Annotated in this window: 21 protein-coding genes; 10 read left to right on the forward strand and 11 right to left on the reverse strand. The window is 69.3% G+C overall.

All coding sequences use genetic code 11. The features are described 5' to 3' along the window. The first annotated feature begins 96 nt into the window (after positions 1–96). Together AB0F04_RS17895 and AB0F04_RS17900 are read left to right on the forward strand one after the other, a co-directional pair. Positions 97–1,509, forward strand: a complete 1,413-nt coding sequence (locus AB0F04_RS17895) for a non-reducing end alpha-L-arabinofuranosidase family hydrolase (RefSeq protein WP_362042556.1) — start codon at positions 97–99, stop codon at positions 1,507–1,509. Between the two features lie 87 nt (positions 1,510–1,596). Next, positions 1,597–3,243 carry a ricin-type beta-trefoil lectin domain protein gene (locus AB0F04_RS17900; RefSeq protein WP_362042558.1) on the forward strand — a complete coding sequence of 549 codons (1,647 nt, stop codon included), beginning with the start codon at positions 1,597–1,599 and terminating at the stop codon, positions 3,241–3,243. Positions 3,244–3,311: 68 nt separating this feature from the next. Here AB0F04_RS17900 and AB0F04_RS17905 read toward each other — a convergent pair whose 3' ends face one another. The 3 genes from AB0F04_RS17905 to AB0F04_RS17915 form a co-directional block, all read right to left on the reverse strand. Further along, positions 3,312–5,963, reverse strand: coding sequence for an RICIN domain-containing protein (locus AB0F04_RS17905; protein ID WP_362042560.1), 2,652 nt, complete (start codon positions 5,961–5,963; stop codon positions 3,312–3,314). 208 nt (positions 5,964–6,171) lie between these two features. Beyond that, positions 6,172–7,278: a ricin-type beta-trefoil lectin domain protein gene (locus tag AB0F04_RS17910; protein ID WP_362042562.1), complete on the reverse strand. Its 1,107-nt coding sequence runs from the start codon at positions 7,276–7,278 to the stop codon at positions 6,172–6,174. 183 nt (positions 7,279–7,461) lie between these two features. Next, positions 7,462–9,660 carry a 1,4-beta-glucanase gene (locus AB0F04_RS17915; protein WP_362042564.1) on the reverse strand — a complete coding sequence of 733 codons (2,199 nt, stop codon included), beginning with the start codon at positions 9,658–9,660 and terminating at the stop codon, positions 7,462–7,464. Between the two features lie 952 nt (positions 9,661–10,612). On the opposite strand from AB0F04_RS17915, the gene AB0F04_RS17920 reads away from it, so the two are divergent. Next, a complete protein-coding gene (locus AB0F04_RS17920) occupies positions 10,613–11,968 on the forward strand; it encodes a PHB depolymerase family esterase (RefSeq protein ID WP_362042566.1) in 1,356 nt (451 codons plus the stop codon). Between the two features lie 119 nt (positions 11,969–12,087). On the opposite strand, the gene AB0F04_RS17925 is transcribed toward AB0F04_RS17920, so the two are convergent. Beyond that, a complete protein-coding gene (locus AB0F04_RS17925; protein ID WP_362042567.1) occupies positions 12,088–13,773 on the reverse strand; it encodes a ribonuclease J in 1,686 nt (561 codons plus the stop codon). A gap of 185 nt (positions 13,774–13,958) precedes the next feature. Between AB0F04_RS17925 and AB0F04_RS17930 the strand changes: the two genes are divergently transcribed. After that, positions 13,959–14,318 carry a hypothetical protein gene (locus AB0F04_RS17930; protein ID WP_362042568.1) on the forward strand — a complete coding sequence of 120 codons (360 nt, stop codon included), beginning with the start codon at positions 13,959–13,961 and terminating at the stop codon, positions 14,316–14,318. Positions 14,319–14,629: 311 nt separating this feature from the next. Here AB0F04_RS17930 and AB0F04_RS17935 read toward each other — a convergent pair whose 3' ends face one another. The 4 genes from AB0F04_RS17935 to AB0F04_RS17950 all read right to left on the reverse strand — a co-directional run bounded on the left by AB0F04_RS17935 (position 14,630) and on the right by AB0F04_RS17950 (position 17,523). Then, positions 14,630–15,478, reverse strand: a complete 849-nt coding sequence (locus AB0F04_RS17935) for an RNA polymerase sigma factor SigF (protein WP_362042569.1) — start codon at positions 15,476–15,478, stop codon at positions 14,630–14,632. Between the two features lie 124 nt (positions 15,479–15,602). Then, positions 15,603–16,535: an anti-sigma factor RsbA family regulatory protein gene (locus AB0F04_RS17940; protein ID WP_362042570.1), complete on the reverse strand. Its 933-nt coding sequence runs from the start codon at positions 16,533–16,535 to the stop codon at positions 15,603–15,605. Next, positions 16,535–16,777: an STAS domain-containing protein gene (locus AB0F04_RS17945; protein WP_362042572.1), complete on the reverse strand. Its 243-nt coding sequence runs from the start codon at positions 16,775–16,777 to the stop codon at positions 16,535–16,537. The genes AB0F04_RS17940 and AB0F04_RS17945 overlap by 1 nt, the downstream gene beginning before the upstream one ends. Positions 16,778–17,118: 341 nt before the next feature. Continuing rightward, positions 17,119–17,523: an ATP-binding protein gene (locus AB0F04_RS17950; protein ID WP_362042573.1), complete on the reverse strand. Its 405-nt coding sequence runs from the start codon at positions 17,521–17,523 to the stop codon at positions 17,119–17,121. 267 nt (positions 17,524–17,790) lie between these two features. Here AB0F04_RS17950 and AB0F04_RS17955 point away from each other — a divergent pair, with 267 nt between their 5' ends. Together AB0F04_RS17955 and AB0F04_RS17960 are read left to right on the forward strand one after the other, a co-directional pair. Further along, positions 17,791–18,321 carry a methanogen output domain 1-containing protein gene (locus tag AB0F04_RS17955; RefSeq protein ID WP_362042575.1) on the forward strand — a complete coding sequence of 177 codons (531 nt, stop codon included), beginning with the start codon at positions 17,791–17,793 and terminating at the stop codon, positions 18,319–18,321. After that, on the forward strand, positions 18,318–19,949 hold the full coding sequence (locus AB0F04_RS17960; protein ID WP_362042576.1) for a SpoIIE family protein phosphatase: 1,632 nt from the start codon (positions 18,318–18,320) through the stop codon (positions 19,947–19,949). Before AB0F04_RS17955 ends, AB0F04_RS17960 begins: the two co-directional genes overlap by 4 nt. 277 nt (positions 19,950–20,226) lie before the next feature. Here the strand turns inward: AB0F04_RS17960 and AB0F04_RS17965 are convergent, their stop codons facing one another. The 3 genes from AB0F04_RS17965 to AB0F04_RS17975 all read right to left on the reverse strand — a co-directional run bounded on the left by AB0F04_RS17965 (position 20,227) and on the right by AB0F04_RS17975 (position 21,709). Beyond that, a complete protein-coding gene (locus AB0F04_RS17965) occupies positions 20,227–20,619 on the reverse strand; it encodes a Fic family protein (protein ID WP_362042578.1) in 393 nt (130 codons plus the stop codon). Next, positions 20,616–20,810 (reverse strand): ribbon-helix-helix protein, CopG family, encoded by a 195-nt coding sequence (locus tag AB0F04_RS17970; protein ID WP_037672007.1) that lies wholly within the window; start codon positions 20,808–20,810, stop codon positions 20,616–20,618. The genes AB0F04_RS17965 and AB0F04_RS17970 overlap by 4 nt, the downstream gene beginning before the upstream one ends. Positions 20,811–21,076: 266 nt before the next feature. Continuing rightward, positions 21,077–21,709: a TetR/AcrR family transcriptional regulator gene (locus AB0F04_RS17975; protein ID WP_362042580.1), complete on the reverse strand. Its 633-nt coding sequence runs from the start codon at positions 21,707–21,709 to the stop codon at positions 21,077–21,079. Positions 21,710–21,838: 129 nt separating this feature from the next. On the opposite strand from AB0F04_RS17975, the gene AB0F04_RS17980 reads away from it, so the two are divergent. The 4 genes from AB0F04_RS17980 (at position 21,839) to AB0F04_RS17995 (ending at position 24,798) form a co-directional block, all read left to right on the forward strand. Continuing rightward, complete coding sequence (locus AB0F04_RS17980; RefSeq protein WP_362042582.1) at positions 21,839–22,621, forward strand: alpha/beta fold hydrolase; 783 nt, start codon at positions 21,839–21,841, stop codon at positions 22,619–22,621. Positions 22,622–22,772: 151 nt separating this feature from the next. Then, positions 22,773–23,684, forward strand: coding sequence for an alpha/beta hydrolase (locus tag AB0F04_RS17985; RefSeq protein WP_362042584.1), 912 nt, complete (start codon positions 22,773–22,775; stop codon positions 23,682–23,684). 67 nt (positions 23,685–23,751) lie between these two features. Beyond that, the gene (locus AB0F04_RS17990) at positions 23,752–24,351 is read left to right on the forward strand and encodes a flavodoxin family protein (RefSeq protein ID WP_362042586.1); all 600 of its coding nucleotides are present in this window, start codon (positions 23,752–23,754) and stop codon (positions 24,349–24,351) included. Positions 24,352–24,405: 54 nt separating this feature from the next. After that, entirely contained in the window at positions 24,406–24,798 is a 393-nt protein-coding gene (locus AB0F04_RS17995; RefSeq protein ID WP_362042587.1) for a nuclear transport factor 2 family protein, read from the forward strand. Positions 24,799–24,815 lie beyond the last annotated feature (17 nt).

The raw sequence follows: 24,815 nt of genomic DNA on the forward strand, positions 1-24,815 counted from the left end.
GGCGAGCGTCAAAGGCCGGGTCGTAGCGCATCACCAGTCCGGCCGGGGCCTGTGACGAGGCCGACCGGAACCGCTCCCTCAAGGAATGAGACCCCCATGCGCAGACGTGGTTTCAGCGCCCGGCATCTGTCCGTGGTGCTCGCGGCCCTGGTCGCTTCGGCGGCGACACTCGTCGCCAACCCGGCTCAGGCGGCCACCAGCGGCGCGCTACGCGGCGCCGGTTCAGGGCGGTGCCTCGATGTGCCGAACGCGGGCCAGACGGACGGCACGAACCTGCAGCTCTGGGACTGCACGGGCGGGACCAACCAGCAGTGGACACTGACGGACGACAACCGGCTGACCGTGTACGGCAACAAGTGCCTGGACGTGCCCGGCCACGCCACCACGGCCGGTACGCGGGTGCAGATCTGGGCCTGCCACGGCGGTGCGAACCAGCAGTGGCGGGTGAACTCCGACGGCACGATCGTCGGTGTGGAGTCCGGGCTCTGCCTGGACGTCAGCGGCGGCGCCACGGGCAACGGCACGGCGGTGCAGCTCTGGAACTGCCACGGCGGCAGCAACCAGAAGTGGACGGGGCTGTCCGCACCGCCGGGCGACACGTGTGCTCTCCCGTCGGCGTACCGGTGGTCGTCGACCGGCCCGTTGGCGCAGCCGTCGAACGGCTGGGTCGCGCTGAAGGACTTCACCACCGTGCCGTACAACGGCAAGCAGCTGGTCTACGCGACCACCTCTGACGGGTCGTCCTGGGGCACGATGGCGTTCCGTCCCTTCACCAACTGGTCGGACATGGCGACGGCCACCCAGACCGGGATGAGCCCGGGCCTGGCGGTGGCGCCCAAACTGTTCTACTTCGCGCCCAAGAACATCTGGGTGCTGACCTCCAACGGGTGGGGTACCGCCTGGCCCTTCACCTACCGCACGTCCTCCGACCCCACCAACCCCAACGGCTGGTCCGCCCCGCAGCCGCTGTTCACCGGCAGCCTGCCCGAAAGCGGCCCGATCGACCCGACCATGATCGCCGACGACCAGAACATGTACATGTTCTTCGCCGACGACAACGGCAAGATCTACAAGTCGACCATGCCGATCGGGAACTTCCCGGCCAGCTTCGGCTCGTCGTACACCACGGTCATGAGCGACACGAAGGAGAAGCTGTTCGAGGCGCCGGAGGTCTACAAGGTCAAGGGCCAGAACCAGTACCTCATGATCGTCGAGGCGATGGGCGCGAACGGCCGCTATTTCCGCTCCTTCACCGCCGCCGGCCTGAACGGTCCGTGGACAGTGCAGGCCGGCAGCGAGAGCAGCCCCTTCGCCGGCAAGGCCAACAGCGGTGCCACCTGGACCAACGACATCAGCCACGGTGACCTGGTGCGCACCACCGCCGACCAGACCATGACCGTCGACCCCTGCAACCTGCAGTTCCTGTACCAGGGCAGGACCCCCGCGTCGGACGGCACGGACTACCTGAAACTGCCGTACCGGCCGGGTCTCCTCACCCTGCGACGCTGACCCGCGTGCACGTGATCACACACTCCTGACCCGCCGATCAGGCCCGCACGGCGGCTACCGCTGTGCGGGCCGGGAAGGAAACCCCCCATGGTTTCCCTGCACAGACGACTGCTGCGGCTCCTCACGGCCACCGCACTGACGCTGAGCGCCTGCGCCACGGCCTCCGTCGGCACGACCGCCCAGGCCGCGCCGGGCAGCCCCGCGCTCACCCCGCCGCTCGGCTGGAACAGCTGGAACAGCTTCGGATGCGGGATCACCGAGGCGCAGGTCCGCCAGGCCGCCGACGCGATGGTGTCCTCGGGCATGAAGGCCGCGGGCTACCAGTACGTCGTCGTCGACGACTGCTGGTTCGACCCCCAGCGCGACGCGGCGGGCAACCTGCGGTCCAACCCGACCAAGTTCCCCAGCGGGATGAAGGCGCTCGGGGACTACATCCACAGCAAGGGCCTGAAGTTCGGCATCTACCAGGCGCCCAACGAGAAGACGTGCGCCCAGGGCGTGGGCACCTACCCCGGCGCCACCGGCAGCAAGGGCCATGAGGCCCAGGACGCCGCCACGTTCGCCTCCTGGGGTGTGGACTACCTCAAGTACGACTGGTGCTCCGGCAGCGGCACCCTCAGCGAGCAGGTCGCGCGGTTCACGACCATGCGCGACGCCCTGCGTGCCACCGGCCGTCCCATCGTCTACAGCATCAACCCCAACAGCTTCCACGCCCCCACCGGCGCCACCTACGACTGGGGACAGGTCGCCGACCTGTGGCGGACGACCGAGGACCTGCTCGACATCTGGCAGAACGGCAACACCAACAGCTACCCCATGGGCGTCGGCAACGTCCTGGACGTCAACGCGCCACTGGCGGCCCAGTCGGGCCCGGGACACTGGAACGATCCCGACATGCTCGTCGTCGGCCGCCCCGGTCTGTCACTGACCGAGTCACGTTCCCACTTCGCGCTGTGGGCGCTGATGGGCTCCCCTCTCATCGCGGGCAACGACATCCGCACCATGTCCGCCGACGTGAGCGCGATCCTGCGCAACCCGCGTCTGCTGGCGGTGAACCAGGACCCGCTGGGCGCGGGCGGGCGCCGGGTGCGCGACGACGGCGCCACCGAGGTGTTCGCCATGCGCCTGTCCGACGGCTCGGTCGCCGTCGGCCTGTTCAACCGCGGGAGCAGCACCGCGACCATCACCACGACGGCCGCCCAGGTCGGCCTGACGGGCGGCTCGTTCACCCTCACCGACCTGTGGACCGGCGGCACGTCGAGCACCTCCGGCCAGATCTCCGCGAGCGTCCCGGCACACGGTGTCGCCGTGTACAAGATGACCGGCGGCAGCCCGCTGGCCTCCACCACCGGGCGCCTGCGCGGTGGCGGGTCCGGCCGCTGCCTGGACGTGGACAACGCCTCCACCGCGGCCGGGGCGAAGACGCTGCTGTGGGACTGCCACACCGCCGCCAACCAGCTCTGGACCAGCTGGGCCGGAGGCGAGATCCGCGTCTACGGCGACAAGTGCCTGGACGCCTCCGGCCGGGGCACCACCAACGGCACGCCGGTCGTCGTCTGGCCCTGCAACGGCCAGGACAACCAGAAGTGGACGGTCGGCTCCGACGGGTCGGTCCGCAACGTCCGCGCCGGGCTGTGCCTCGACGCCAAGGAGGCCGGTTCCGCCAACGGGACCCCGGTCATCCTGTGGACCTGCAACGGCCAGAACAACCAGAAGTGGACCACCCTCCCGTAACGACGTCGGTCATGGCGGGGCCGCAGGCGGTAGTGCCTGCGCCTGCGGCCCCGCTTCGGGTGTCGAGGTCAGGACGGGTCGCCGTACTGCAGGCCGCGTCCGTTGGTGCCGACGTAGACGCGGCCGTAGGTGTCGGGGTCGCCGGTGATGACACCGACGCCGCCGATGGCGCCCCACTGGTGAGCCTTGTCGTTGACGCGGAGCCAGGTGGCGCCCTTGTCGGTTGAGCGGAAGACTCCGGTGACGCCCTTGACGGTGCCGATCAGGTAGAGGGTCTGGTAGCGGGCGCCCGGCTTGGCCTTGCCGAAGCCGAGGGCGGAGGCGGACTCCACCGTCTTGAGCGTGCTGAAGGTGCGGCCGCCGTCGGTGGAGTGCAGCAGCCCCTTGCCGTAGCCGGAGATCCACAGGTCACCGGCGATGCCGGGGGCAGCCGTGAGCCGGCCGTCGGGCAGGCCTGTGGCGCGGGCGGTGAAGGTCGCGCCGCCGTCGGTGCCGGCGTAGAGCGTGCCGCCGGACAGGGAGTAGAAGGTCCTGGCCGAGGAGCGGTCGGCGATGACCACGGCGTCGTCGCCCAGGCCACCGACCCTCGACCAGCTCGCCCCCCTGTCGGTCGACCGGTACGGGGCCTGGCCCGCCTGGGTCCAGACGAGGGTGGAGCCGTCCGCCGCGAGCGCGACATGCCCGTCCTGGGCACTGGCCACCGGCTCTGCCTTGAAGCCGTTCCAGTTGCGGCCGCCGTCGGTGGAGTAGGCGCCGTCCTGCGCGCCGCCCCGGCCGACGCGGACCATCATCGAGGGCTTGGACTGGGCGAAGTCGATATCGGTGCTGTTGGTCATCAGCGGGTTCTTCAGCCGCCCGGAGGGCACCTTGGTCAGGGAGTCGTGCCGGAAGCCGCCCTGGTCGCCCATGGAGGTGATGACGGTGGCGCCGCCGGGAGGGGCGATCGCGTCCAGCAGCGCGGTCTCCTCCAGACCTCGGGCGCCCATGCTCCAGTGGCTGGTCCCGCCGCTGTCGGACGCATGGGCGTCCTTGCTGCGCAGGATGCCGTTGCCGGTGCCGTACAGCACGTGCCCGGAGTTGAAGGGGTCGATGGCCAGGGCGGTCATCCAGTGCCCGGTGTGGGTGCCGACGTACGGCGCGGCGGAGGCGTTGCGCTTGGACTTGCCGGCCAGTGCCTTCCAGGTCGTGCCGCCGTCGGTGCTGCGGTAGATCTCGTCCTCGGGGTACCAGCGGCCGAGGGTGGTGACCATGACCGTGGAGGGCTTGCGCGGGTCGACGGCCAGGCCGGAGAACCCGTAGTTGCCCTGGGACGGGGAGATGTTCTTCCACGCCCCGCGGCTCGGCGTGTACCTCCACACCGAGCCCGCCGTCACGCCGTTGGGTCCGAGGTTGTCGGTGTACGTCAGGTACAGCGAGCCGTCACCGGAGAGCACCCCGTGCTGCGGCAGCTGGCCGGTGGGCTGTCCGGAGACGGCCTGCCAGCTGCTGCCGCCGTCGGTGGAGCGGTACAGGGAGGTGGACTTGTCGCCGACACCGACGTAGATCGTCTTGCTGCCGGCCGGGCCGTACGTCACGAAGGAGATGCCCGCGCCGCTGCTCGCCCCGTCCTTGACCGGGAACGAGGGGACCTGGCGCCATGTCACGCCGTAGTCGGTGCTGCGCCACAGACCGTTCTTGCGGCTGCCCAGCAGCAGATTGCGGTTGTCCGCGGGGTCGACCACGAGCCGCTCGCCCGCCCCGCGCCCGTCCTCGTTGCCGCCCACCTTGAACGGCAGGCTGGTGCGCTTGAAGGTGCGGCCCCGGTCCGTGGAGCGCAGGATCGCGCCGTTGCCCGCCCACTCGTTGGTGTACGTGCCCGCCATGAGGTAGAGCCGCTTGGGTTCGACGGGGTCGGTGGCCACCGAGTCGATGCCCAGCAGGTTCCAGTCCTTCTCGCCGATCCAGTCGGTCAGCGGGATCCACTGCTCGGCACCGGTGTCCCAGCGGTAGGCGCCGCCCATGTCCGTGCGCGCGTACAGCAGACCCTTCTCCCGCTGGTTGAACACCAGCCCCGTGACGTAACCGCCGCCCACCACCTGGGCGTTCTTCCACACATACGGTCCTGCCGCGGCCGTGGTCCGCGCGGTGGCGGATCCGGACGCCAGGGTCCGGTCCGCCTTCACCAGCTTCCACTGCTGACCAGAACCGCCCCCGCTCGGATTCTGAACGACCGCCGCGCCCTGGGCCGTTGAGCCTCCCGCGACGTCCAGGACCTGCCCGCTCCCGCGGGAGGTGAGGATGACGGCGTCGGAACCGCTGACCTCGCTGATGCGCCATTCCTGGGACGTGGCGGAGCTGTCGGTCTGCTGCTCGGCGGCGGCCCCCTGAGCGTTGGAGTTGCCCGCTATACCCAGCACCTTGCCGCTGTTGCGGTTCACCAGCTCGTAGTGGCCGTCGCCGGTGGGCCGCAGCCTCCACTGCTGGTTGGCGGTGTTCTCGTCGGTCCACTGCTGGATGCGGGTGCCGTCGGCGGTGGAGAAGCCGTTGACGTCCAGCACCTTGCCGCTGCGCACGGAGACCAGCCGGTAGTAGGCATCGCCGTCGACGGTCGCGGCCTGCGAGTCCTCCTGCGCGAACAGGAGGTACGGCACGAGGACGGCGGGCACACCGAGCACCAGACCGGTGGCGGTCCAGCGGCGGCGGTGACGCCCGCGGCGCCCGCCGTTCGTGGGGTGGTTCATGGGGAGGCGTTCTCCTTGCATGCTGTACACGTGGAAATCCGGACCCGGGCCACCGAACTGGCCGGATCCGATTCCTTGTGGTCACAGGCTGCGCAAAGGGTTGCCGTGATCCTGGAGCTCTCTTCGGGTCGCCGTCTCGTGGTGCGGCGGGAGGGGGTGTTCCTCCGGGATCCGAACCCCCGGGAAGGGCGCAGATCCCGGAGCGGGGTCATCCTGCGGTCAGGGTGGTCCACTTCTGGTTGGAGCCGCCGTTGCAGTCCCACAGGTGGAGCTGCGTGGCGTCGGCCGTGGAGGAGCCCGGAACGTCGAGGCAGCGGCCCGAAGCGGGGTTGCGGTAGCCGCCGTTGTAGGGCTGCCAGACCTGGTTGGCGCCGCCGTGACAGGACCAGAGCTGCACCTTGGTTCCGTTCGCGGTGCCATAGCCGGCGGCGTCGAGGCACTTGCCCATGGAGCGCAGCGTGCCGTCGGTGTAGGCGGACCACAGCTGGTTGGCACCGCCGCCACAGCTCCACGTCTGGACGGCGGTCCCGTCGGCTGTGGCGGCGCCCTTGACGTCCATGCACTTGCCGGCGATGCCGGACTGCACGCGTGCGGGGGCGGGGGCGGGGTTCTTCAGCCATCCGGCGCTGTCCGCGGCCCGGACGCCACGGTGGAAGGCGTCGGCCATCTTCCGGTAGCCCGAGTCGTTGGGGTGCAGGGGGTCGGCCAGGTCGGCCGTGGTCAGGCTGCTCATGTCCACGTAGCCGACGTGTTTGCCCGCCGCTTGTGCGTCGCTGACGATCTGGCGGGTGGCCTGGTTGTACGCGCCCCGGAACCGCTCCTCGGAGCTGCTGGTGGACACGACCAGGGAGGCGACGAGGACCGTTGCGTCGGGGACGTCGGCGGTGATCTGGTTGACCAGCGACTTCAGCCGGGCGATGGCGGTGTTGACCTCGGAGGCCCCCTGGAGGTCGTTGGTGCCGATGTGCAGCGTGACGACATTGGGCCGGTAGCGGGTGAGCGAGGCGTCGGCGAGGGCGGCGATCTGGTCGATGCGGTACCCCGAGTGGCCCTCGTTGTCGGGATCGGACATCGAACCGGCCCGCCCGGTGCCCACGAAGTCCAGCGGGTGGCCGTCCGCAGCGAGTCTGTCCCACAACGGCGCCCGGTAGCCGTTGCCCGTACTGCTTCCCACACCCCAGGTGATCGAGTCGCCCAACGGCATGACCCGCAAAGGCGTGTCGGAGGCGGCGGAGGCAGGGGTCACCCCTGCCGCTGTCAGTCCGAGCACGGCGGAGACAAGCGTGGCCAGGGGCAGGATCCGGGACTTTTTCATGGAGTTCCTTCTCTTCTGCGAGTGATTGCTGTTCAGCGGGGCTGACCGCCGCCCGGCGGACATCGGGGTGCGGTGCGTCACGGCGATCCGCTCGGCATGCGGACCGCCGAACACGAGGGCGCCGTGCCGGCCCCTGCCACTGAGGAAGGCGGTTTCCCACCGGGTGGATGCCGCTGTCGCGCGTCAGGCGGGCTCCCCGTACTGCACGCCGCGTCCGTTGGTGGCGATGTAGACCCGTCCGTACACGCGGGGATCGCCGGTGATGGCGGCTCCGGTCCAGCCCCACTGGTGACGGTCGTCGTTGATCCGTGTCCAGGTCTTCGCCTCGTCGTCGGAGCGGTGTACGGCGGTGACGGTGTCCGTGGCGCCGACCATGTAGAGCGCCGGGTAGGAAGCACCCCTGGCGGCCTTGCCGAAGCCCAGGGTGTGTGCGGCGTGGCAGCTGCTGACCTTGGTGAAGGTCGCGCCGCCGTCGGTCGAGCGGTGAAGCCCGTCGCCCTTGAGGCTGAGCCACAGGTCGCCGGTGCGGCCGGGTGCCGCGACCAGCTGGAACTCGGTGTCGCCCGAGCTGAGGCCGGTGGCCCGCGCGGTGAAGGTCTGTCCGCTGTCGGTGCTGGCGAAGAGGGTGCCGGTGGTGGTGTCGAAGGCGTAGCAGCGGGTGGGGTCGAGGGGGTCGGCGACGGGTGCCGCTCCCTTGGGGAAGGTGGGTATCTCGGTCCAGGTGGCGCCGTTGTCGGTCGAGCGGTGGGCGGGGTTGGCGGTGCCGAAGGACCACAGCAGCACGCCGGCGTCGGCGTTGGTGGCGATCGGGCCGGGTGCGCTCTTGGCGGGGTCCGGCTGGGTCTCGAACGGGGTCCAGGTCTTGCCGCCGTCGTGGGAGGAGGCGCCGTTGCCGTGGTCGCCCCAGCCGGCCCGGACCACGTAGGAGGGTTTGGCGGTGGCGAGGGACAGGCCGGTGCTGGTGCCGAAGACGGGGTTGGACGCCATGCCACGTGAGGGCGAGGCCGTGAGCCGTTCGTGGTACATCACGCCGATGTCGCCGGAGCCGCTGAGCAGGTGGGCCTGCCCGGTGGGGGGCGAGATCAGCTGGCGTACGGACGCTTCTTCCACCCCACGGATCTCGGGGGCGAAGTGCTTGAGGTCGCGAGTGCCGTAGAGGGTGGTGCCGGTGCCGTGGACGACGTGCCGGGAGTCGAACGGGTCCAGTCCGACGGCCTGGATCCACCAGCCGAACTTCGGCTTGTCGGCACCCCACTTGAGGTAAGGAGTCTCGGACACGTCGAGGACGGCCCCGTCCTTCAGGGACGTCCAGGTGCGGCCGCCGTCGGTGGTCCGGTACAGGGTGTCCACCAGCGACCAGCGGTTGTTGGTGGAGACGACGAGCGTGCCCGGGCGACGGGCGTCGACGGCGACACCGCCGTAGCCGAACGAGTCGGTGGAGCCGTCGGCCGTCGTGCCCCCGGGCTTCACCGGGGTGACCTCGGTCCACTTCCCGCTCGTCGTGCGCAGCTTGTGCACACTGCCGTCGGACTGCCCGTTCGGGCCCGGGGCGTTGGCGTACGTGACGTACAGCTCACACGTGTGCCGGTCGTAGGCGGCCCGGATCGGGACCTTGGCGGCGGTGCCGGCCGGCTGCCCCGGGACGGCCTCCCATGTGACGCCGTCCGACGTGCGGTAGAGGTTCGCGGAGGTGCCGTCGGAGTCGCCCCAGCCGGCGTAGACGCTGCGGCCCACGGCGAGCAGGAGCGTGACGCCCTGACCGGTGGCGCTCGGGGCGGCCGGGAAGCTCACGGCCTTCCATGTGGCGCCCCGGTCGGCGGACTTGAGCAGCCCGTCGTGCCGGGTGCCCAGCCACAGGGTGTCGCTGTCGCGCGGATCGACGAGGAGGCGCTCCCCGCAGCCCCGGCCGTCCTCGTTGGCCCCGAGCTTCACGCCGAGATCGGTGCGCTTCCAGGTCGCACCGCGGTCGTCCGAGCGCAGCACGGCCCCGTTTCCCGCCCAGGACTGCGTGTACGCGCCCAGGGACAGATACACGCGGTTCGGATGCGCCGGGTCGACGGCCATGGCCTCCACGCCCAGCAGATTCCAGTCGTCCCAGCCCAGGTGGTCGGTCAACGGGATCCAACGGTCGGCCCGGTCGTCCCACCGGTAGGCACCGCCGATGTCGGTCCGCAGGTAGGCCAGCCCGCGCACGGAGGGATGGAACAGCACCCCGGTGATGAACCCGGTGCCGCCCTGGACCACGTTGCGCCAACGGTATCCACTCTTCGCGGGAGTGGCGGCGGCTTGCGCACGTCCCTGGCCGAGCGGCAGGGAGACGGCCGCGGCTGCGGCAGCGGTCCCGGCGAGTACGGCTCTTCTGCTGATGCGACGCGTGCGCATGACATACCTCTTCCTCGTGCGAAGGAGACGGAGAGAGCGACGCCCTCGAGGGGCGCGGGAACCGTGCCGGTGCAGCCGGCCACCGAGCCGTTCTCCGGCGGATGGCCCGGCTGTGCCACACCGCCCCCACGGCGCGCCGGGAGCAGCCTGTCGGCGGCCTTGCCCTAGCGCGCGAGGGAGCCGCTCGGGCTCGGTCCGGAGCAGGCGGAAGCGGCATTCGGCGTCATCGCGTCAACCCTTCATGGCGCATCAGGACACCCGGCGGAGAGCCGTCGGCTGCGGTGTCGCTGGAATCGGCTGAGCTGAAAAGCAGACATCCCATTACTGCGGCGTGATGCACAGTCGAAGCGCTTCGACGTTGCTGCGAGGTTAAGTGAAGGCATGAGGGCGCACAAGGGTGCGCTCCAAGATTGCTCAGGGGTGCAACATCCGAGCCCCCGGGCTCTGGTCAACGCGGCGTGACTGATCCCTTGACACCGCCCTGGAGCTCTGACGAGCATCGAAGCGCTTCACTGTTCCATGCCGGTCCGCCTCAGGGGATTCCATGCGTCTGCCCACATGCCGTACGCACCACCGTCGTCGCGTGGTCGCAACGACGGTTGCCGAAGCGCGTCGGCACCCCTCCGTCGCGGCTCCGCCTCCCCGAAAAGATGGGATCCCTGCACCAGCCGGCCTGACGTCATAGACCGGAGCGACCCACCGCCGGACCAGGCCGATTTCGCGGGGCGATATCCGGCCGAAGCCGTTCACCGAGCCTGCTTGCAGCACGTCGAAGCGCTTCGCCTACCGGGTGGATTCCTTGAGGATTCTTCGTCGAAACCAGAGGCAGGAAGGCACCTCTGCCTTGCTTCACCCGAGTCATTGACACCGTATCCAGCCCAATGGGAGCGTCGAAGCGCTTCACCGTCTGGTCTTCTCCCCGGCCGCGCCGGATTCCAGAAAGGACAGCGTCATGTCCCCGAAGTCCAAGAAGAGAAGCGTCAAGGATGTGCTGACAGTCCTGCTGATGGGGATCTCGCCCCTGATCGCGGCGCTCCTACTGACCGGCACCTCGGCCACCACCGCATCGGCCGCGTCACTGAAGGAGGTGACGAACTTCGGCAACAACCCGGGCAACCTGCGGATGTACACCTACGTGCCCGACAGCGCTCCGGCACGCCCGGCGGTGCTGGTGGCGGTGCACTACTGCACCGGCACGGGGCCCGCCTTCTACTCCAACACGGAGTTCGCCCGACTTGCCGACCGGTACGGATTCATCGTCGTCTACCCGGACGCGAACGTCAGCGGACAGTGCTTCGACGTCTCCTCGCCCCAGGCGCTCAAGCATGACGGGGGCAGTGACCCCACGAGTATCGCCTCGATGGTCCGTTACACCGTGCGGAACATGAACGCCGACGCCGACCGGGTCTACGTCACCGGTGCCTCGTCCGGCGCGATGACGACCAATGTCATGCTCGGCGCATACCCCGACGTGTTCAAGGCGGGTGCGGCATTCATGGGCGTGCCGTTCGGCTGTTTCGCCACCACCGACGGCTCCGGCTGGAACAGCGCCTGCGCCACCGGCCAGATCACCAAGACCCCGCAGGCGTGGGGCGACCTCGTCCGGGCCGCCTACCCCGGGTACACCGGCCCCCGGCCGCGGATGCAGCTGTGGCACGGCACCGAGGACGATGCGCTGTACTACGCGAACTTCGGTGAAGAGATCAAGCAGTGGACCAATGTGCTCGGGGTGAGCCAGACGCCGGCCCTCACCGACTCCCCGCAGCCCGGCTGGACCCGCACCCGCTATGGCTCCACCACCGCACAGGCACCGGTCGAGGCGATCAGCGTCCAGGGTGTGGGGCACGCCCTGCCCTCCAGCGGTATGGCGGCCCGGGCCATTGCCTTCTTCGGACTCGACGGATCGGGAGGTTCCGGGGGCACCACCACAGGTCCTCTCCACGCCACCGGTTCGGGCAAGTGCCTGGACGTCCCCGGCTTTTCGCAGACCAATGGCGCCCAGACGCAGATCTGGGACTGCAACGGCCAGACGAACCAATCCTGGACCAGTACGCCGGCCAAGCAGCTCACCGTCTACGGCGGCGCGAAGTGCCTCGACGCGGCCGGCACCGCGGCCGGTGCGAAAGTCGCGATCTGGGACTGCAACGGCGGCGCCAACCAGCAGTGGAATCTCAAATCCGACGGCACTGTCACCGGCGTCCAGTCAGGGCTGTGCCTGGATGTGACCGGTGCCTCCACCGCCAACGGCGCACCGGTCACACTGTGGGCGTGCCACGGCGGCAGCAACCAGCAGTGGCGCCTCGGCTGACACCATTGCCCCAGGGCTGAGGGCTGCTCGAAATCCCTCTCGGTTCGAGCAGCCCTCCAGGCTCACGCCCTGCGCGATACACATCGGCGTCCGGCCCCGGGCATCCGCCGGTCCGTGGCTCAGGCGTCGATGACGACGGGGATGATGAGGGGCTTGCGGCGGTGGGTGCGGAACGCCCAGTTCGCCACGGCACGGGCGATGAGCTGTTCGAGCTGCCGCGCGTCCCCGACGCCTTCCTCGGCCGCGGTGGCCAGGGCCTTCTCGATGACGGGGACGACCGGTTCGAAGGTGGTGTCGTCGTGGACGAAGCCGCGGGCCAGGAAGTCGGGGGCCTCGGTGAGGGTACCGGTGTCCGCGTCGACGATCGCCACCACCGTGACGACGCCTTCCTCCGCGAGGGTGAGGCGGTCCTTGAGGGACGCTTCGGTGGCGCCGCCGACTTCCATGCCGTCCACGTAGACGTTGCCGGCGGGGACCTTGCCGGTGATGGACGCGCGCCCGTCGACGAGGTCGACGACGACGCCGTCCTCGGCGATGACGACCCGGTCGGGGTCGACGCCGGTACGGATGGCGAGGTCGCCGTTGGCCCGCAGGTGGCGCCATTCACCGTGCACCGGCATGACGTTGCGCGGTTTGACGATGTTGTAGCAGTAGACGAGTTCACCGGCGCTGGCGTGCCCTGAGACGTGCACCTTGGCGTTGCCCTTGTGGACCACGTGGGCGCCCCACCGGGTGAGTCCGTTGATCACCCGGTAGATGGCGTTCTCGTTGCCGGGGATGAGGGAGCTGGCGAGCAGGACGGTGTCGCCCTTGCCGATGCGGATCATGTGGTCGCGGTTGGCCATCCGCGACAGCGCGGCCATCGGTTCGCCCTGGGAGCCGGTGCACACCAGAGTGACCTTGTGGTCCGGGAGCTTCTCCAGCTCCTTCGTGCTCACGACCAGACCGGAGGGGACCTTCAGATAGCCCAGATCACGGGCGATGCCCATGTTGCGGACCATCGACCGGCCGACGAAGGCGACCTTGCGGCCGTGCTGGTGGGCGGCGTCCAGGACCTGCTGGATGCGGTGCACATGGCTGGCGAAGCTGGAGACGACGACCCGGCGCGGCGCGGTACGCATCACCTGCTCGATCGCCGGGTTCAGCTCACGCTCGGAGGTGGTGAAGCCGGGCACTTCGGCGTTGGTGGAGTCGGTGAGGAACAGGTCCACGCCCTCCTCGCCGAGTCGGGCGAAGGCGCGCAGATCGGTGATGCGGTCGTCGAGGGGGAACTGGTCCATCTTGAAGTCGCCGGTGTGCAGCACCATCCCGGCCTGGGTGCGGATCGCGACCGCGAGGCTGTCGGGGATGGAGTGGTTGACCGCCACGAACTCGCAGTCGAAGGGCCCGAAACCGCGCCGGTCGCCCTCCCGCACCCGGACCGTGCGCGGCCGGATGCCGTGCTCCTTGAGCTTGGCCTCCAGGAACGCCAGTGTCAGCTTGGAGCCGACGACGGGAATGTCGGACCGCTCGCGCAACAGGTACGGCACGCCGCCGATGTGGTCCTCGTGGCCGTGGGTGAGTACGACGGCCACGACATCGTCCAGCCGGTCCCGGATCGAGGTGAAGTCCGGCAGGATCACATCCACCCCGGGCTGCGTCTCCTCGGGGAACAGCACGCCGCAGTCCACGATGAGCAACTTGCCGGCGTGCTCGAAGACGGTCATGTTGCGGCCGATCTCACCCAGACCACCCAGGGCGATGACCCGCAGCCCTCCCTCGGGAAGGGGCGGGGCGGCTCTCAGTTCGGGGTGCGGATGGCTCATGCCTTCACGGTACCCGGAGAGTGGGGCGGCATGATCCATCGCCTGTGCGATCTCTTCTTCCCGGCAGTCCGGGGCACCCGCGCCTCGGAAGAAGTGCGGCACCGGGCGACCCGTGTGCGCCTGTCCCGGCCAGTGGTGCCACCGCCCGAGGCGCCCGGGCGGGCCGACGCATAGAATTCGATCTCATGCCGAAGCCTGACGAGCTGATCGTTGACATCGCTGCCCTGGTGGAGTCCGGGCAAAGCAATCAGATGTCCCTGACCGTGGTCACCGGTGGTGCTGTCATCACCGGCCGCCTGGCTCCCGAAGCCGTATGGCGGCAGAGGGTGTCCGAGGTGCTGACGGACTCCGCGCACCTGGGCGATTTCTCCGCCGTCTTCGACACCCCCGCGAAGAAGGACGGGCCGCCCACGCATCTGCACTTCCACGTCGCGCGGATCCTGCAGGGCACGGTGGGGATCCCGGAGACGGGCGGGATGTACCGCATCGCGATCGAGGACGTCAGCGCCTGGACCGTGGGCGACTTCAGCTACTCCGACCACTGACCCACCACCGCGCCGGGAGCGCGGCACGCAGTGAGGGCTCTGCCGGCGTGCCGGTAGAGCCCTCGGTTCCGTGTTCGGCTCCCGCGTGTCCCGTCGGTCGGTCGGCCGGACAGGGGTGCCGTGCGTTGCGGACGCCCGCCGCAACGACCTGTCCGCGCGCACGTACGGCCCCGGGTAGGGCGGCGCGCGACAGGCCGTCGAGCGCCTCGCACATCCACCACGTCCTGGGCGCACCGCACCGTCCACCGGCGGACGCCGTCCAGAACAACCGGGCAGAACGAGCGGGCAGAGGCGTCGCTTCCGCGCCGGCCTCAGCGGTGGGTGAGCATCCCTTCACGCAGGCGGGCCAGGGTCCGTGACAGGAGTCGGGAGACGTGCATCTGGGACACGCCCAGGTGCTCGCCGATCTGGGCCTGGGTGAGTTCCTCCACGAACCGCATGTGGATGATCTGCCGGTCCCTCTCATCGAGTTCGGCGAGCAGCGGGGCGAGGGCGTGGAAGTCCTCCACCAGTTCCAGCGCCTGGTCTTCGGCGCCGATGAAGTCCTGCAGGGCGCTCTCGCCGTCTTCGCTCCCGCCGATCGCGGCGTCCAGGGAAGAGGAGTTGTAGCCGTTGGCGGCCAGACGGGCCTCCCGCACCTCTTCCTCGGACAGGCTCATCAGCTCCGACAGCTCCTGGACCGTGGGCGTGCGGCCGAGCCGGCTTCGCAGTTCCTCGGTGGCGCGGGCGAGTTCGACGCGGGCTTCCTGCAGCCGGCGCGGCACATGCACGGCCCAGGTGGTGTCGCGGAAGAACCGCTTGATCTCACCCACGATGTAGGGGATCGCGAACGAGGTGAACTCCACTTCTCGGGTCAGCTCGAACCGGTCGATGGCCTTGATCAGGCCGATCATGCCGACCTGGACGATGTCCTCCATCTCCTCCGCGCCGCGGCTGCGGAAACGACCGGCCGCGTAGCGGACCAGGGACATGTTCATCTCGATGAGCGTTCCGCGGGCGTAGCTGTACTCCGGGGTGCCCTCTTCCAGGACCGTCAACTGTTCGAAGAAGAGCCGGGAGAGCTGGCGAGCGTCCTTGGGCGCCACCCGGGAGGGGTCGGCGACCTCCGGCAGCTCGCTCGTTCGTGCGTCCAGTGCCGCCGGAATGCTCATGAGCGTCATGCTGTGCCCTCCCCAGGTTCGAGCCGACCGCCACCACCTGCAAAACGGCCGACGACCGGCGCGTACCCCGTCCTCCCGCACGTATGCCCGTGCTGTGTCGAGCGGGCGCGCCACCTGGTCGTGGTCAGCTGGGGAGGTAGCAGCGAATGGTGGTGCCATCGGGGCCGGTGTGGACGCGGACGAGGTCGGCGAGTTGGTGGACGAGCAGGAGTCCGCGGCCGCCGGGCAGCGTGGGATGCGGCGGGCGGCGGCCGGCCAGGGGATCGGTCAGCTGTCCGCCGTCGTGGACCTCGCAGACGATCCGGCCGCTCTCGGCCCAGATGCGCAGTGTCCCCGTGCCGGCGCCGTGGATGACGCTGTTGGTGGTCAGCTCCGCCACCGCGAGTTCCAGATCCCCCAGGCTCACGCCGGACATGCCCAGGGACCGCGCCTGGGACACGGCGAAGTCGCGGGTGTCGGGCAGGGTCTGGGCGGCGAACGCGCGGGCCGCGGCTTCGCGGGGAGCGAGCAGTGGCTCGTTGTAGCGGGCGATGATCTGCTCGGGACCATAGGCGGTGGACGGCGTCTGGCCATCGGCGTCGATGACGACCGGGTGCGTCGCCAGGGCGTCGCTGAGGGCCTGCTTCTCCAGCTGCCCGGCGTCGTAGGGGCACAGGATGGTCACCGCACGCCCGGTGAAAGCGACGTTGATCAACGCCTCGTGCTGGACGCACGCCGGGTACTCGACGGCGGAACGACCCAGCCAGATCGGCTCGCCGATGATGCGGACCCGGCGGTCGCTCGGCTGCGCGTCGGCGAACCGGCGCAGCACGCTGGGGATGATGCGGCCGGGGTTGCGGCCGGCCCGGGTCATGTCGATGAAGCGCACCTTCGCCGCTTGCTCGCCCAGCCCCTCGCGGATCAGCTCCAGGCGATCCGGCGGAGCGGCGACGGCTGCGGGCTCACCGGCGTCCAGCCCTTCCCGCAGGAAGGGAACCGTTCCCGCGATGTACTGGTCCGTCCCCTCGTAGAAGAGCGCCGGATGAACGAACGGCTCGTGCGAGGTGGCTGTGCTCATCACGCAGCCACCTCGATCGCGGCAAGCCCGGGCCAGAAAAGGTCGAGCATGCGGGGCAGCTGCGCCGGAGGGCGGTGCAGCACGATCCGCCGGCCCTCGGGGAGGCGCTGGGCGGTGACCACCAGATCCGTCACGCCGGCCACGTCCACGAACCGCACCCGGGACATGTCCACGTGCAGGTCGTCCGTGCGACGCTCGACCAGTCGCTTCAGCGCCTGCTGCCAAACGGTCCGTGTGTTCATGCTGATCTCCCCGATCGCCCCCAGCCCCGAATTGTCAGGCAACGGATTGATCTGCAGTACCGCGTAACGTGGCGGCGCGACGGGGGGCCCGCCGACGCCAGGTGCGACATCCACGCTCTTGCCCCCAGTCCCCCGGGCTCGGCCGCACGGCGGCTCACATCGATCAGCTTGCACGATACCCGGTCGGCCAGCGCGGAACGCCCGGTCGCGCCGAGCGAGGGAATCGGGCCGAACCCGGCCTGCGTGGTCACCGGTGAGGCGAGCTGGTGGAGCTCGTACGACCGAGTAGGTGCCCTCTCGTGGTGGCGCCCCTGCTGTCTCCTCCCAGGGCGCGGGCGAGCTCAGGGCGCGAGGCTGAGTTCGGCCCAGACCGTTTTCCCGGGGTGGCGCGGGGTGACGCCCCAGCGGTGCGCGAGCCGTTCGAGGAGCTGCATGCCGAAGCCACCGGGCTCGGTGTTCTTGGTGACACGCATGCGCGGCCAGCGGTCACCGCAGTCGCTGACCGCGATGCGTAGCAGCAAGCCGTTCCAGCTGAGTCGGATCAGAGGCGGACCGGCGCCGTGGCGGATGGCGTTGGTGATCAGTTCCGAGACAAGCAGTTCGGCGGTCTGGATCATCCGGTCCTGGCGCAGCGGGCCGCCGAAACCTTCCACACAGTCGCGGACCCAGTGCCGGGCGGCCGCGATGCTCGCCGTGACAGCGGGGAAACGCGACTCGCAGGACGGGATGGTCGGTTCGCCGTTCACGAGGTTCCTCCAGCCTGGGATACGGCCCTGCCCTGCCGCCGGCCGGCGCCGCGTACAGCAGGTCGCAGGCGTCTGCCGGGTACCCCTGCCTGCCTGGTGAACCATCTGTGTCCGTCGGGTGACGGGCTGATCCTGTGAAGGGTTGGCCGTCGCTGTCCACCGGACTGGTGGTGGTGGGCTGGAGGACGCTGGCAGAATCATCCCGTCACACCACATGAGGCGACGCCGGTCGCGCTGCCACCGGCGCCCGAGGGCGAGGACGCCGGCATGGCACAGGTTTCGGATGTCGAGATTCCCCTCGACCGTGATGTGTTCCTGCGGACGTTGGTACGCGAGCTGGCGACGTCGCTCGAGTCGGTGATCGGCCTGGAGGAGGCGTCCGGCTACGTCAGCCTCGTGGGGCAGGCCGTCGGCACGCAGATCGACGAGATGTATCTCAAGGCACTGGGAACCGACCGGCTCACGGCTGAGCAGGTCGCCGAGGCGCTGGTGGACCTCAAGCGCCGCATCAACGGTGACTTCTACGTCATCGAGCACGACGAGACGAGGATCGTGCTGGGCAACCGGGTGTGCCCGTTCGCGGAGAAGGTGGTGGGCCGGGAGTCGATGTGCATGATGACGTCCACCGTCTTCGGCACCATCGCCGCCCGCAATCTGGGCTACGCGAGGGTGGAGCTGGAGGAGACCCTCGCCCGCGGCGACGCGGGCTGCCGTGTGGTGGTGCACCTGGTCCCGCACGTGGACGTCGAGACGGTGAGCGGCCGTGAGTACTTCGGCGACGGGGCTGTGACGCCATGACCCTTGGCCTGTTCAGGGCCATCACCAGACCGCTGCCCCATGCGGTGCTGCTGTGCGGGGCCGACGGCCGCGTGCTGGCCGCCAACCCGGCTGCCGGCCGCTGCGACGACCGGCTGCGTCCGGGCGCCAGCGTGTTCGATCTACGGCCCGACGACATCCCGCTGCTGCGTCAGCAGCTGGCTGGGTGGCTGCGCAGCGGCAGTCCCGTGCCCGGCGCGCTGGTCCTCAAGGACGCCGACGGCCGCACGCGGCGCTTCCGCTGTCACGGGGCACGGGCCACCTGGTGGGACGGCCCGCAGCCGGCCGTGCAGCTGCACCTGGTCGAGGCCGGTGCGTCCGACCGGTTCGTCGTGCTCAGCCAGCAGGTGGAGGCGCTGAACCGGGAGGTGGCCTTCCGCCGAGCCACCGAAGTGGACCGGGCGCGGCTGCTGACCGCCGAACAGGCCGCCCGGGCCCAGTTGCAGCACCTGTACGACCTGACTGCCGCCCTGGCCGCCGCGATCACCCTCGCGGAGGTCTCCCGTGCCGTCAGCGAGGTGGCGCCGGCCGCCCTGGGGGCCACCGCGGCGGAGCTCTATCTGCACTCGGCGCGGCTGGTCCCGCCCCTGCAGCCGGAGGACAACGGCCTTCCGGCCCGCGCGGGCGGCTGGACCGATCTGGACCGGCCGTCTTCCTCGGACCGCCCGCTCGTCGGTGAGGCAGCAGACGCGGTTCCCTCCGCCCTGTCACTGGAGGCGGACGGCGTCCACCTGGGCATGCTGATCGTCTACGGCTCGGACGGCTCCACCGCTCCCGAGCATGTGACTGCCGTGGCCCAGCAGATCGCCCAGGCCCTGCGCCGAGCGGGCCTGCACGAGCACGAGCACCGGGTCGCCGAACGCCTGCAGCTCAGCCTGCTGCCCCGGCTGCCACGGCTTCCGGGCCTGGAGACGGCCACCTGCTACGCCCCGGGCGGTGACCTGCTGTCGGTCGGCGGCGACTGGTACGACGTCTACGACGTGGACGCCGATCACATCGGCCTGAGCATCGGTGACGTCGCCGGGCACGGACTGCACGAAGCGACCGTCATGGCCCAGGTCACCGCCGCTCTTCGCAACATCGTGCCGCGCTGCGGCACCGACCCGGCCGCCGTCCTCGATGAAGTCAACACCTTCCTCGGCCGCTATCACCCGGAGCGGATGGCCACCGCCTGCTACCTGGTCTTCGATCGCCGCACCCGCACCCTGACCTACGCCACCGCCGGCCACCCGCCGCCGCTGCTCATCCACGCGGACGGCTCCAGCATCTACCTCGACCAGGCCACCTCTCCGCCCCTCGGCCCCGTCCGCGGCGTCCGCTACCGGCAGGCCGACACCGCCGTGGCCGAGAACGACACACTGCTGCTGTACACCGACGGGCTGATCGAGCGCCGTCGCGAAGACCTCGCGGTAGGAATGGAACGGCTGACCGAGTTCGCCCGCACCACCAGCGGCCTGGACATCGCCGAGCTGTGCGACCGATTCCTGCACCACCAGCCCGAAGCGGCGTTTCCCGACGACCGGGCCCTGCTCGCCGTCCGCTTCTCCCACCGGCCTGGCCGCCCCTCCCCCCGGCGACAGCGAGGCGCGGGAGCGCCGAGGACGGCATGAGCTCCTGCTCTCGGCAGGTCGGCGCTCGGCAGAACGACAACGCGAGCCTCCGTCGGCACAGCGCAAGAACCAAAGCAGCGCAGGTCAGGAGCCCTCTCCGGCGGCTCCACATCGCCACGCACTCCACAAGAATGCGTCATCGCAAGGATGTCCGCCTGCACCGCGTACGGAAAGCACAGGTCACGTCCATCTCATCGGCCTTGCCCGGCTTGTCGGCGTCCAGAGCGTCACACGAGCGCCCGACCCGGATTCCTCCCCCACCGCACGACGCCGGACGTCAGGAGATGGGGAACCAGACCGACAGGCGCTTGGCGATGGCCGGTACGTCGATGTCGTCCTGTGCGACTTCCTCGACGAACGGGCCGGCCACGGAGACGGGCGGCGGGACGGTACTGGCGCTGACGCCGTTGAACCGCAGAAAGACACGCATGCCGAGCCAGGCGGTGCGTTTGTTGCCGTCGATCAGCGCGTGATTGCGGGCGACGGAGTGCAGCAGCGCCGCAGCCTTCTCGTGCAGCGCGGGATACAACTCCGCCCCGAACACGTTCGTGCGGGGCCGCTCGATCGCCGACACCAGAAGGCCCATGTCACGCACGCTGTGCTCGGTGCCGTTGACCGTGCGGGCGATGGCCAGGATCTCGTCGATCTGGATGTAGCGCACGTCCGTCACTTCAGGTAGTCCAGGATCTCCGCATCGCTGTCCATGAGCTCGGCCAGGACGTCGTCGACCTTCAGCTCGGCCCGGTTCTGGGCGTCACGAATGGCCTCGATGGCGAGTTCCTGCTTACTGCGGCCTTCCCGACGAGCCCGCTCGGTGAGCTTCGCGTCAAGGTCGTCGGGGAGTCGGAGTGTCATCGCCATGCGGAAATGATACCAGGCAGGTATCAAGGTGCGGGGTCGAGAGCAGCGAAGCGCAGGTCAGGCACCCTTGCCCGCAGGCTCGAGAATCGCCCCGCACGCCACGTGATGCGTCATCGGAATGACGTCGACTTGAGCGCGCTACGGAAACCAACAGGTCAGCGCCGTTTTCTCGGCCAACCGACCGGTGTGCGGACATCCCGAGCGTCAAACGAGCGTCATGAGATCGACCGGTGGAAGGAGCAGATGATCGTCCGACGGGGAGGGGGCTATGTCGAGTCCGATCGGTGTCGTGCGCCCGGCCAGGCGGCCATCGCCGCGTCGACCACTCGCTCCAGGGTCTGCCGTGTCGCCCCGTCGCACGCTTGCTGGTTCATCCCCTGGATGACCGCCGCATAGAAAGCCGCGAGACCATCGGCGTCCACGTCGGCGCCGAGTAGTCCTGCGTCGATGTCAGCGCGGATGCGGGCGGCGATCGACGCCTTGGTCTCCTCGCGCATCGCGCGCAACTTGTCCTTGACGTCGTGCGAGCCGGGGGCGCAGTTGGTCGCGCCGGTGATGATGAGACAGCCCGGCGGGTGGCTCGGGTCCGTGTAGTCGACGGCGAGATGCCGCAGCAGCGTGGCGAGGGCCGAGCGGGCGTCCGAGCCCTGCCCCAGACGGGCTCCGTAGGTGCGCATGTACAACTGGACTGCCTCGTCGAACAGTTGCCGCTTGTCACCGAAGGCGGCGTACAGGCTCGGTGGGTTGATCCCCATCGCCTGGGTGAGCGAGGCGACCGACGTCGTGTCGTAACCGTGGGTCCAGAACTCCCGCAGGGCGGCAGCCAGAGCCTGATCGCGATCGAAGGATCGCCGGCTCCGCCTGGATGCGGTCCTGGCCGGGGTGGGTCCGCTGCTCATGAGCACAGCCTACCCGAGTCTGTAGCGATCGCTAAAGGAACTCTGTTACGGTCGGCATCATCGTCAGCCTTAGCGATCACTAAAGCTAGTTGCCGGGCCGAGCCGTCCGGTGCCACGAAAGGGAATCCGATGACCACGCCCACACGCACCGCCTTCGCCCGCACCGTCCGCGGCACCGGCCCAGGCCTCCTGCTCGCCCATGGCGCAGGCGGCGGCATCGAGGCCAACTACGGACCGATCCTCGACGGACTCGCCGCACAGCACACCACCGTCGGGGTCGACTACCCCGGCACCGGCACCACCCCGAAGGCCCAAAACCCCCTCGACATCGACGAGCTGGCCGAACGGCTGGTCGAGGCTGCCGACGCGGAAGGACTCGACACATTCGCGGTCAGTGGGTACTCACTCGGAGGCCCCGTCGCGATCCGCCTCGCCGCGCGTCATCCGGAGCGAGTCAGCTCACTCATACTGAGCGCGTCGTTCGCGCATGCCGACACCCGCACCAACCTCGCGGCCTCCGTCTGGCACCAGCTGTTCGCGTCCGGTCAGCACACGCTGCTCGCGGAGTACCTGAACCTGATGGGGCTCAGTGAAGCGGCCTTGAACTCCCTTACACCGGACCAGGTCCACGCCATCGCCGAGCAACTCGCTCCCACCCTCCCCTCCGGCACCGGTGACCAGCTCGACCTGGTCCGGAGGGTCGACGTCCGCGGCGACCTCGCCGGTATCGCCGTACCGACACTCGTCGTCGTCACCACCGCCGACCCCCTGATCTCCCCCGCCCTGCAACGACAGCTCGCCGCCGCCATCCCCACCGCCGAGACGGCAGAGCTCCCGACCGGACACCTGCCGTTCGTCGAACGCCCTCAGGAGTGGCTGGAGCTCATGACTGCTTTCCTCGCACGGAAGTGAGGACCGAAAAAGACTCACCCACCCGGAAATCCGCATCCAGGGGAAAATTTCTTCCCCCTCACCACACGTGGACATCATCACGGCCTCGAAGAACCATGGAGCGAGGCCCACCCGTCGGCGGGTCACGGACTGCAAAAAGGAACAGGCGGCCATGATCGAGAACGTTTCTTTCAGGAACAAGGCCGTGGAAATCGCGGCACACCTTCACCTGCCGGACGACTTCTCGGAGGACAAGAAATACCCGGCCCTCGTCGGGATACACCCGGCGGGTGGTGTGAAGGAACAGACAATAGGTCACTACGCGAAGCGGCTGGCCGCGCACGGATTCGTCACCGTGGTCTACGACTCCTCCTACCAAGGAGAAAGCGGCGGCGAGCCTCGCCTTCTGGAGGACCCGACGGCGAGAGTGGAGGACGCCCGCTGCGCAGCGGACTTTCTCACCACTCTCCCGTTCGTCGACACCGAACGGATCGGCGTCTTCGGCATCTGCGCCGGCGGCGGTTACGCGATCAGCGTGGCGCAGACCGAACGCCGCTTCAAGGCGGTGGCCACCGTCAGCGCGGCTCCGATGGGCGAGGGCTCCAGAGGCTTCCTGGGATACCTGTCACCGGTTTCCGAGCAGATCAAGACACTGGAAATGGTCGCCCGGCAGCGCACGGCGGAGGCGAGGGGTGCCGACCCGGTCTACGCACCGTTCGTCCCGGAAAAGCTGGAAGAGATCGACGACAACACCCCGGACCTCCTGCGCGAGGGATACGACTATTACCGGACACCCCGTGGCCGGCATCCCCGCTCGAAGGGCCGTTTCCTGCTGAGCAGCATGGACAGGATGTACGCCTTTTCGGCATTCGATCAGATTCCGGAACTGCTGACCCAGCCGATGCTCCTCATCGCGGGGAGCAAGGCGGACACCAAAATCTTCAGCGATCAGGCGTACGAGCTTTCCAACGGTCCGAAGGAGCTGTTCGTCGTCGAAGGGGCAACGCACATCGCCATGTATGACGTACCGGAGTACGTGGACCAAGCGATCAACAAGATGGTGGCGTTCTTCGCCGTCCTGTAACAGTGCACTCTTCCGACGCACAGCTCGGTTCACCCCGACAAACAAATTCACGAGGAGCACGACACGCATGTCCCCTTCCGGCCCTCCCGGCATCGCCATCGCCTTTCATTCGGGCTACGGTCACACGGCCGTCATCGCCGAAGCCGTGGCACGTGGCGCGGTGAACGCCGGTGCCGAGGTCGTCTCGATCTCCGTCGACACGATCACCGACGAGCAGTGGGCCCAGCTGGACGCTGCTGACGCGATCATCTTCGGTTCCGCCACGTACATGGGCACCGCCTCGGCAGCCTTCCACGCGTTCGCCCAGGCCAGCAGCAAGCGCTGGTTCCCCCACGCCTGGGTGGACAAGCTCGCCGCGGGTTTCACCAACTCCGGGGCAAAGAGCGGCGACAAGTCCTCCACTCTGGGCTACTTCGCCACCCTGGCGGCCCAGCACGGCATGCACTGGATCAGCCTCGGCCTCCTGCCGGGCTGGGATTCCACCCGGGGCAGCGAGGACGACATCAACCGGCTGGGCTTCTTCCTCGGCGCCGGCGCCCAGAGCCCGACCGACGCGGGTCCGGAAGCGGTCCACCGCTCCGACATCGCCACCGCCGAGCACCTGGGTGCGCGCGTCGCTCACCAGGCGGCGATCTTCCGCGCCGGGCGCACCGCCCTCGCCGCCTGATCACACGGTCTTTCCTCAACCACCCCATGCCCCCACGTCCACAAGGAGTGAACCGTGTCCGAATCCCCGAGCCTGGCCCTCATCCGCCGGGTGTACGAATCCCGTATGGCCCCTGAGGTCACCAGCGAGGTCATGGCGCCGGACCTCGTCTGGGACATCACCCCCGGCTTCCCGAACAGCGGCGTCTACCACGGCTGGGGCGACGTGGCGAAGCACTTCTTCGGCGCGACGATGCCGGATTACGAGTCCTTCGGCGCGGTGCCCGAGGAGTTCTACGCGGACGACGAGGGCCACGTTTTCGTATTCGGGCACTACCACGCCGAGACGAAGACCGGGAAGAAGGCCGACGTCCGCTTCCTCCACCTGTGGACCGTCCGCGACGGCAAGGCCGTCAGCATGCGGCAGACCGCTGACAGCCACGTCCTCCAGGAAGCCCTCAAGGGCTGACACCACCATCGGGAGAA

The sequence above is a fragment of the Streptomyces sp. NPDC029041 genome, assembly GCF_040637515.1.
Taxonomy (GTDB): domain Bacteria; phylum Actinomycetota; class Actinomycetes; order Streptomycetales; family Streptomycetaceae; genus Streptomyces.

Bases quoted from the DNA above. Each gene is read 5' to 3' on its own strand.
- AB0F04_RS17895 (WP_362042556.1), top strand. From the start codon at position 97: ATGCGCAGACGTGGTTTCAGCGCCCGGCATCTGTCCGTGGTGCTCGCG.
- AB0F04_RS17900 (WP_362042558.1), top strand. From the start codon at position 1,597: ATGGTTTCCCTGCACAGACGACTGCTGCGGCTCCTCACGGCCACCGCA.
- AB0F04_RS17905 (WP_362042560.1), bottom strand. From the start codon at position 5,963: ATGAACCACCCCACGAACGGCGGGCGCCGCGGGCGTCACCGCCGCCGC.
- AB0F04_RS17910 (WP_362042562.1), bottom strand. From the start codon at position 7,278: ATGAAAAAGTCCCGGATCCTGCCCCTGGCCACGCTTGTCTCCGCCGTG.
- AB0F04_RS17915 (WP_362042564.1), bottom strand. From the start codon at position 9,660: ATGCGCACGCGTCGCATCAGCAGAAGAGCCGTACTCGCCGGGACCGCT.
- AB0F04_RS17920 (WP_362042566.1), top strand. From the start codon at position 10,613: ATGTCCCCGAAGTCCAAGAAGAGAAGCGTCAAGGATGTGCTGACAGTC.
- AB0F04_RS17925 (WP_362042567.1), bottom strand. From the start codon at position 13,773: ATGAGCCATCCGCACCCCGAACTGAGAGCCGCCCCGCCCCTTCCCGAG.
- AB0F04_RS17930 (WP_362042568.1), top strand. From the start codon at position 13,959: ATGCCGAAGCCTGACGAGCTGATCGTTGACATCGCTGCCCTGGTGGAG.
- AB0F04_RS17935 (WP_362042569.1), bottom strand. From the start codon at position 15,478: ATGACGCTCATGAGCATTCCGGCGGCACTGGACGCACGAACGAGCGAG.
- AB0F04_RS17940 (WP_362042570.1), bottom strand. From the start codon at position 16,535: ATGAGCACAGCCACCTCGCACGAGCCGTTCGTTCATCCGGCGCTCTTC.
- AB0F04_RS17945 (WP_362042572.1), bottom strand. From the start codon at position 16,777: ATGAACACACGGACCGTTTGGCAGCAGGCGCTGAAGCGACTGGTCGAG.
- AB0F04_RS17955 (WP_362042575.1), top strand. From the start codon at position 17,791: ATGGCACAGGTTTCGGATGTCGAGATTCCCCTCGACCGTGATGTGTTC.
- AB0F04_RS17960 (WP_362042576.1), top strand. From the start codon at position 18,318: ATGACCCTTGGCCTGTTCAGGGCCATCACCAGACCGCTGCCCCATGCG.
- AB0F04_RS17970 (WP_037672007.1), bottom strand. From the start codon at position 20,810: ATGGCGATGACACTCCGACTCCCCGACGACCTTGACGCGAAGCTCACC.
- AB0F04_RS17975 (WP_362042580.1), bottom strand. From the start codon at position 21,709: ATGAGCAGCGGACCCACCCCGGCCAGGACCGCATCCAGGCGGAGCCGG.
- AB0F04_RS17980 (WP_362042582.1), top strand. From the start codon at position 21,839: ATGACCACGCCCACACGCACCGCCTTCGCCCGCACCGTCCGCGGCACC.
- AB0F04_RS17985 (WP_362042584.1), top strand. From the start codon at position 22,773: ATGATCGAGAACGTTTCTTTCAGGAACAAGGCCGTGGAAATCGCGGCA.
- AB0F04_RS17990 (WP_362042586.1), top strand. From the start codon at position 23,752: ATGTCCCCTTCCGGCCCTCCCGGCATCGCCATCGCCTTTCATTCGGGC.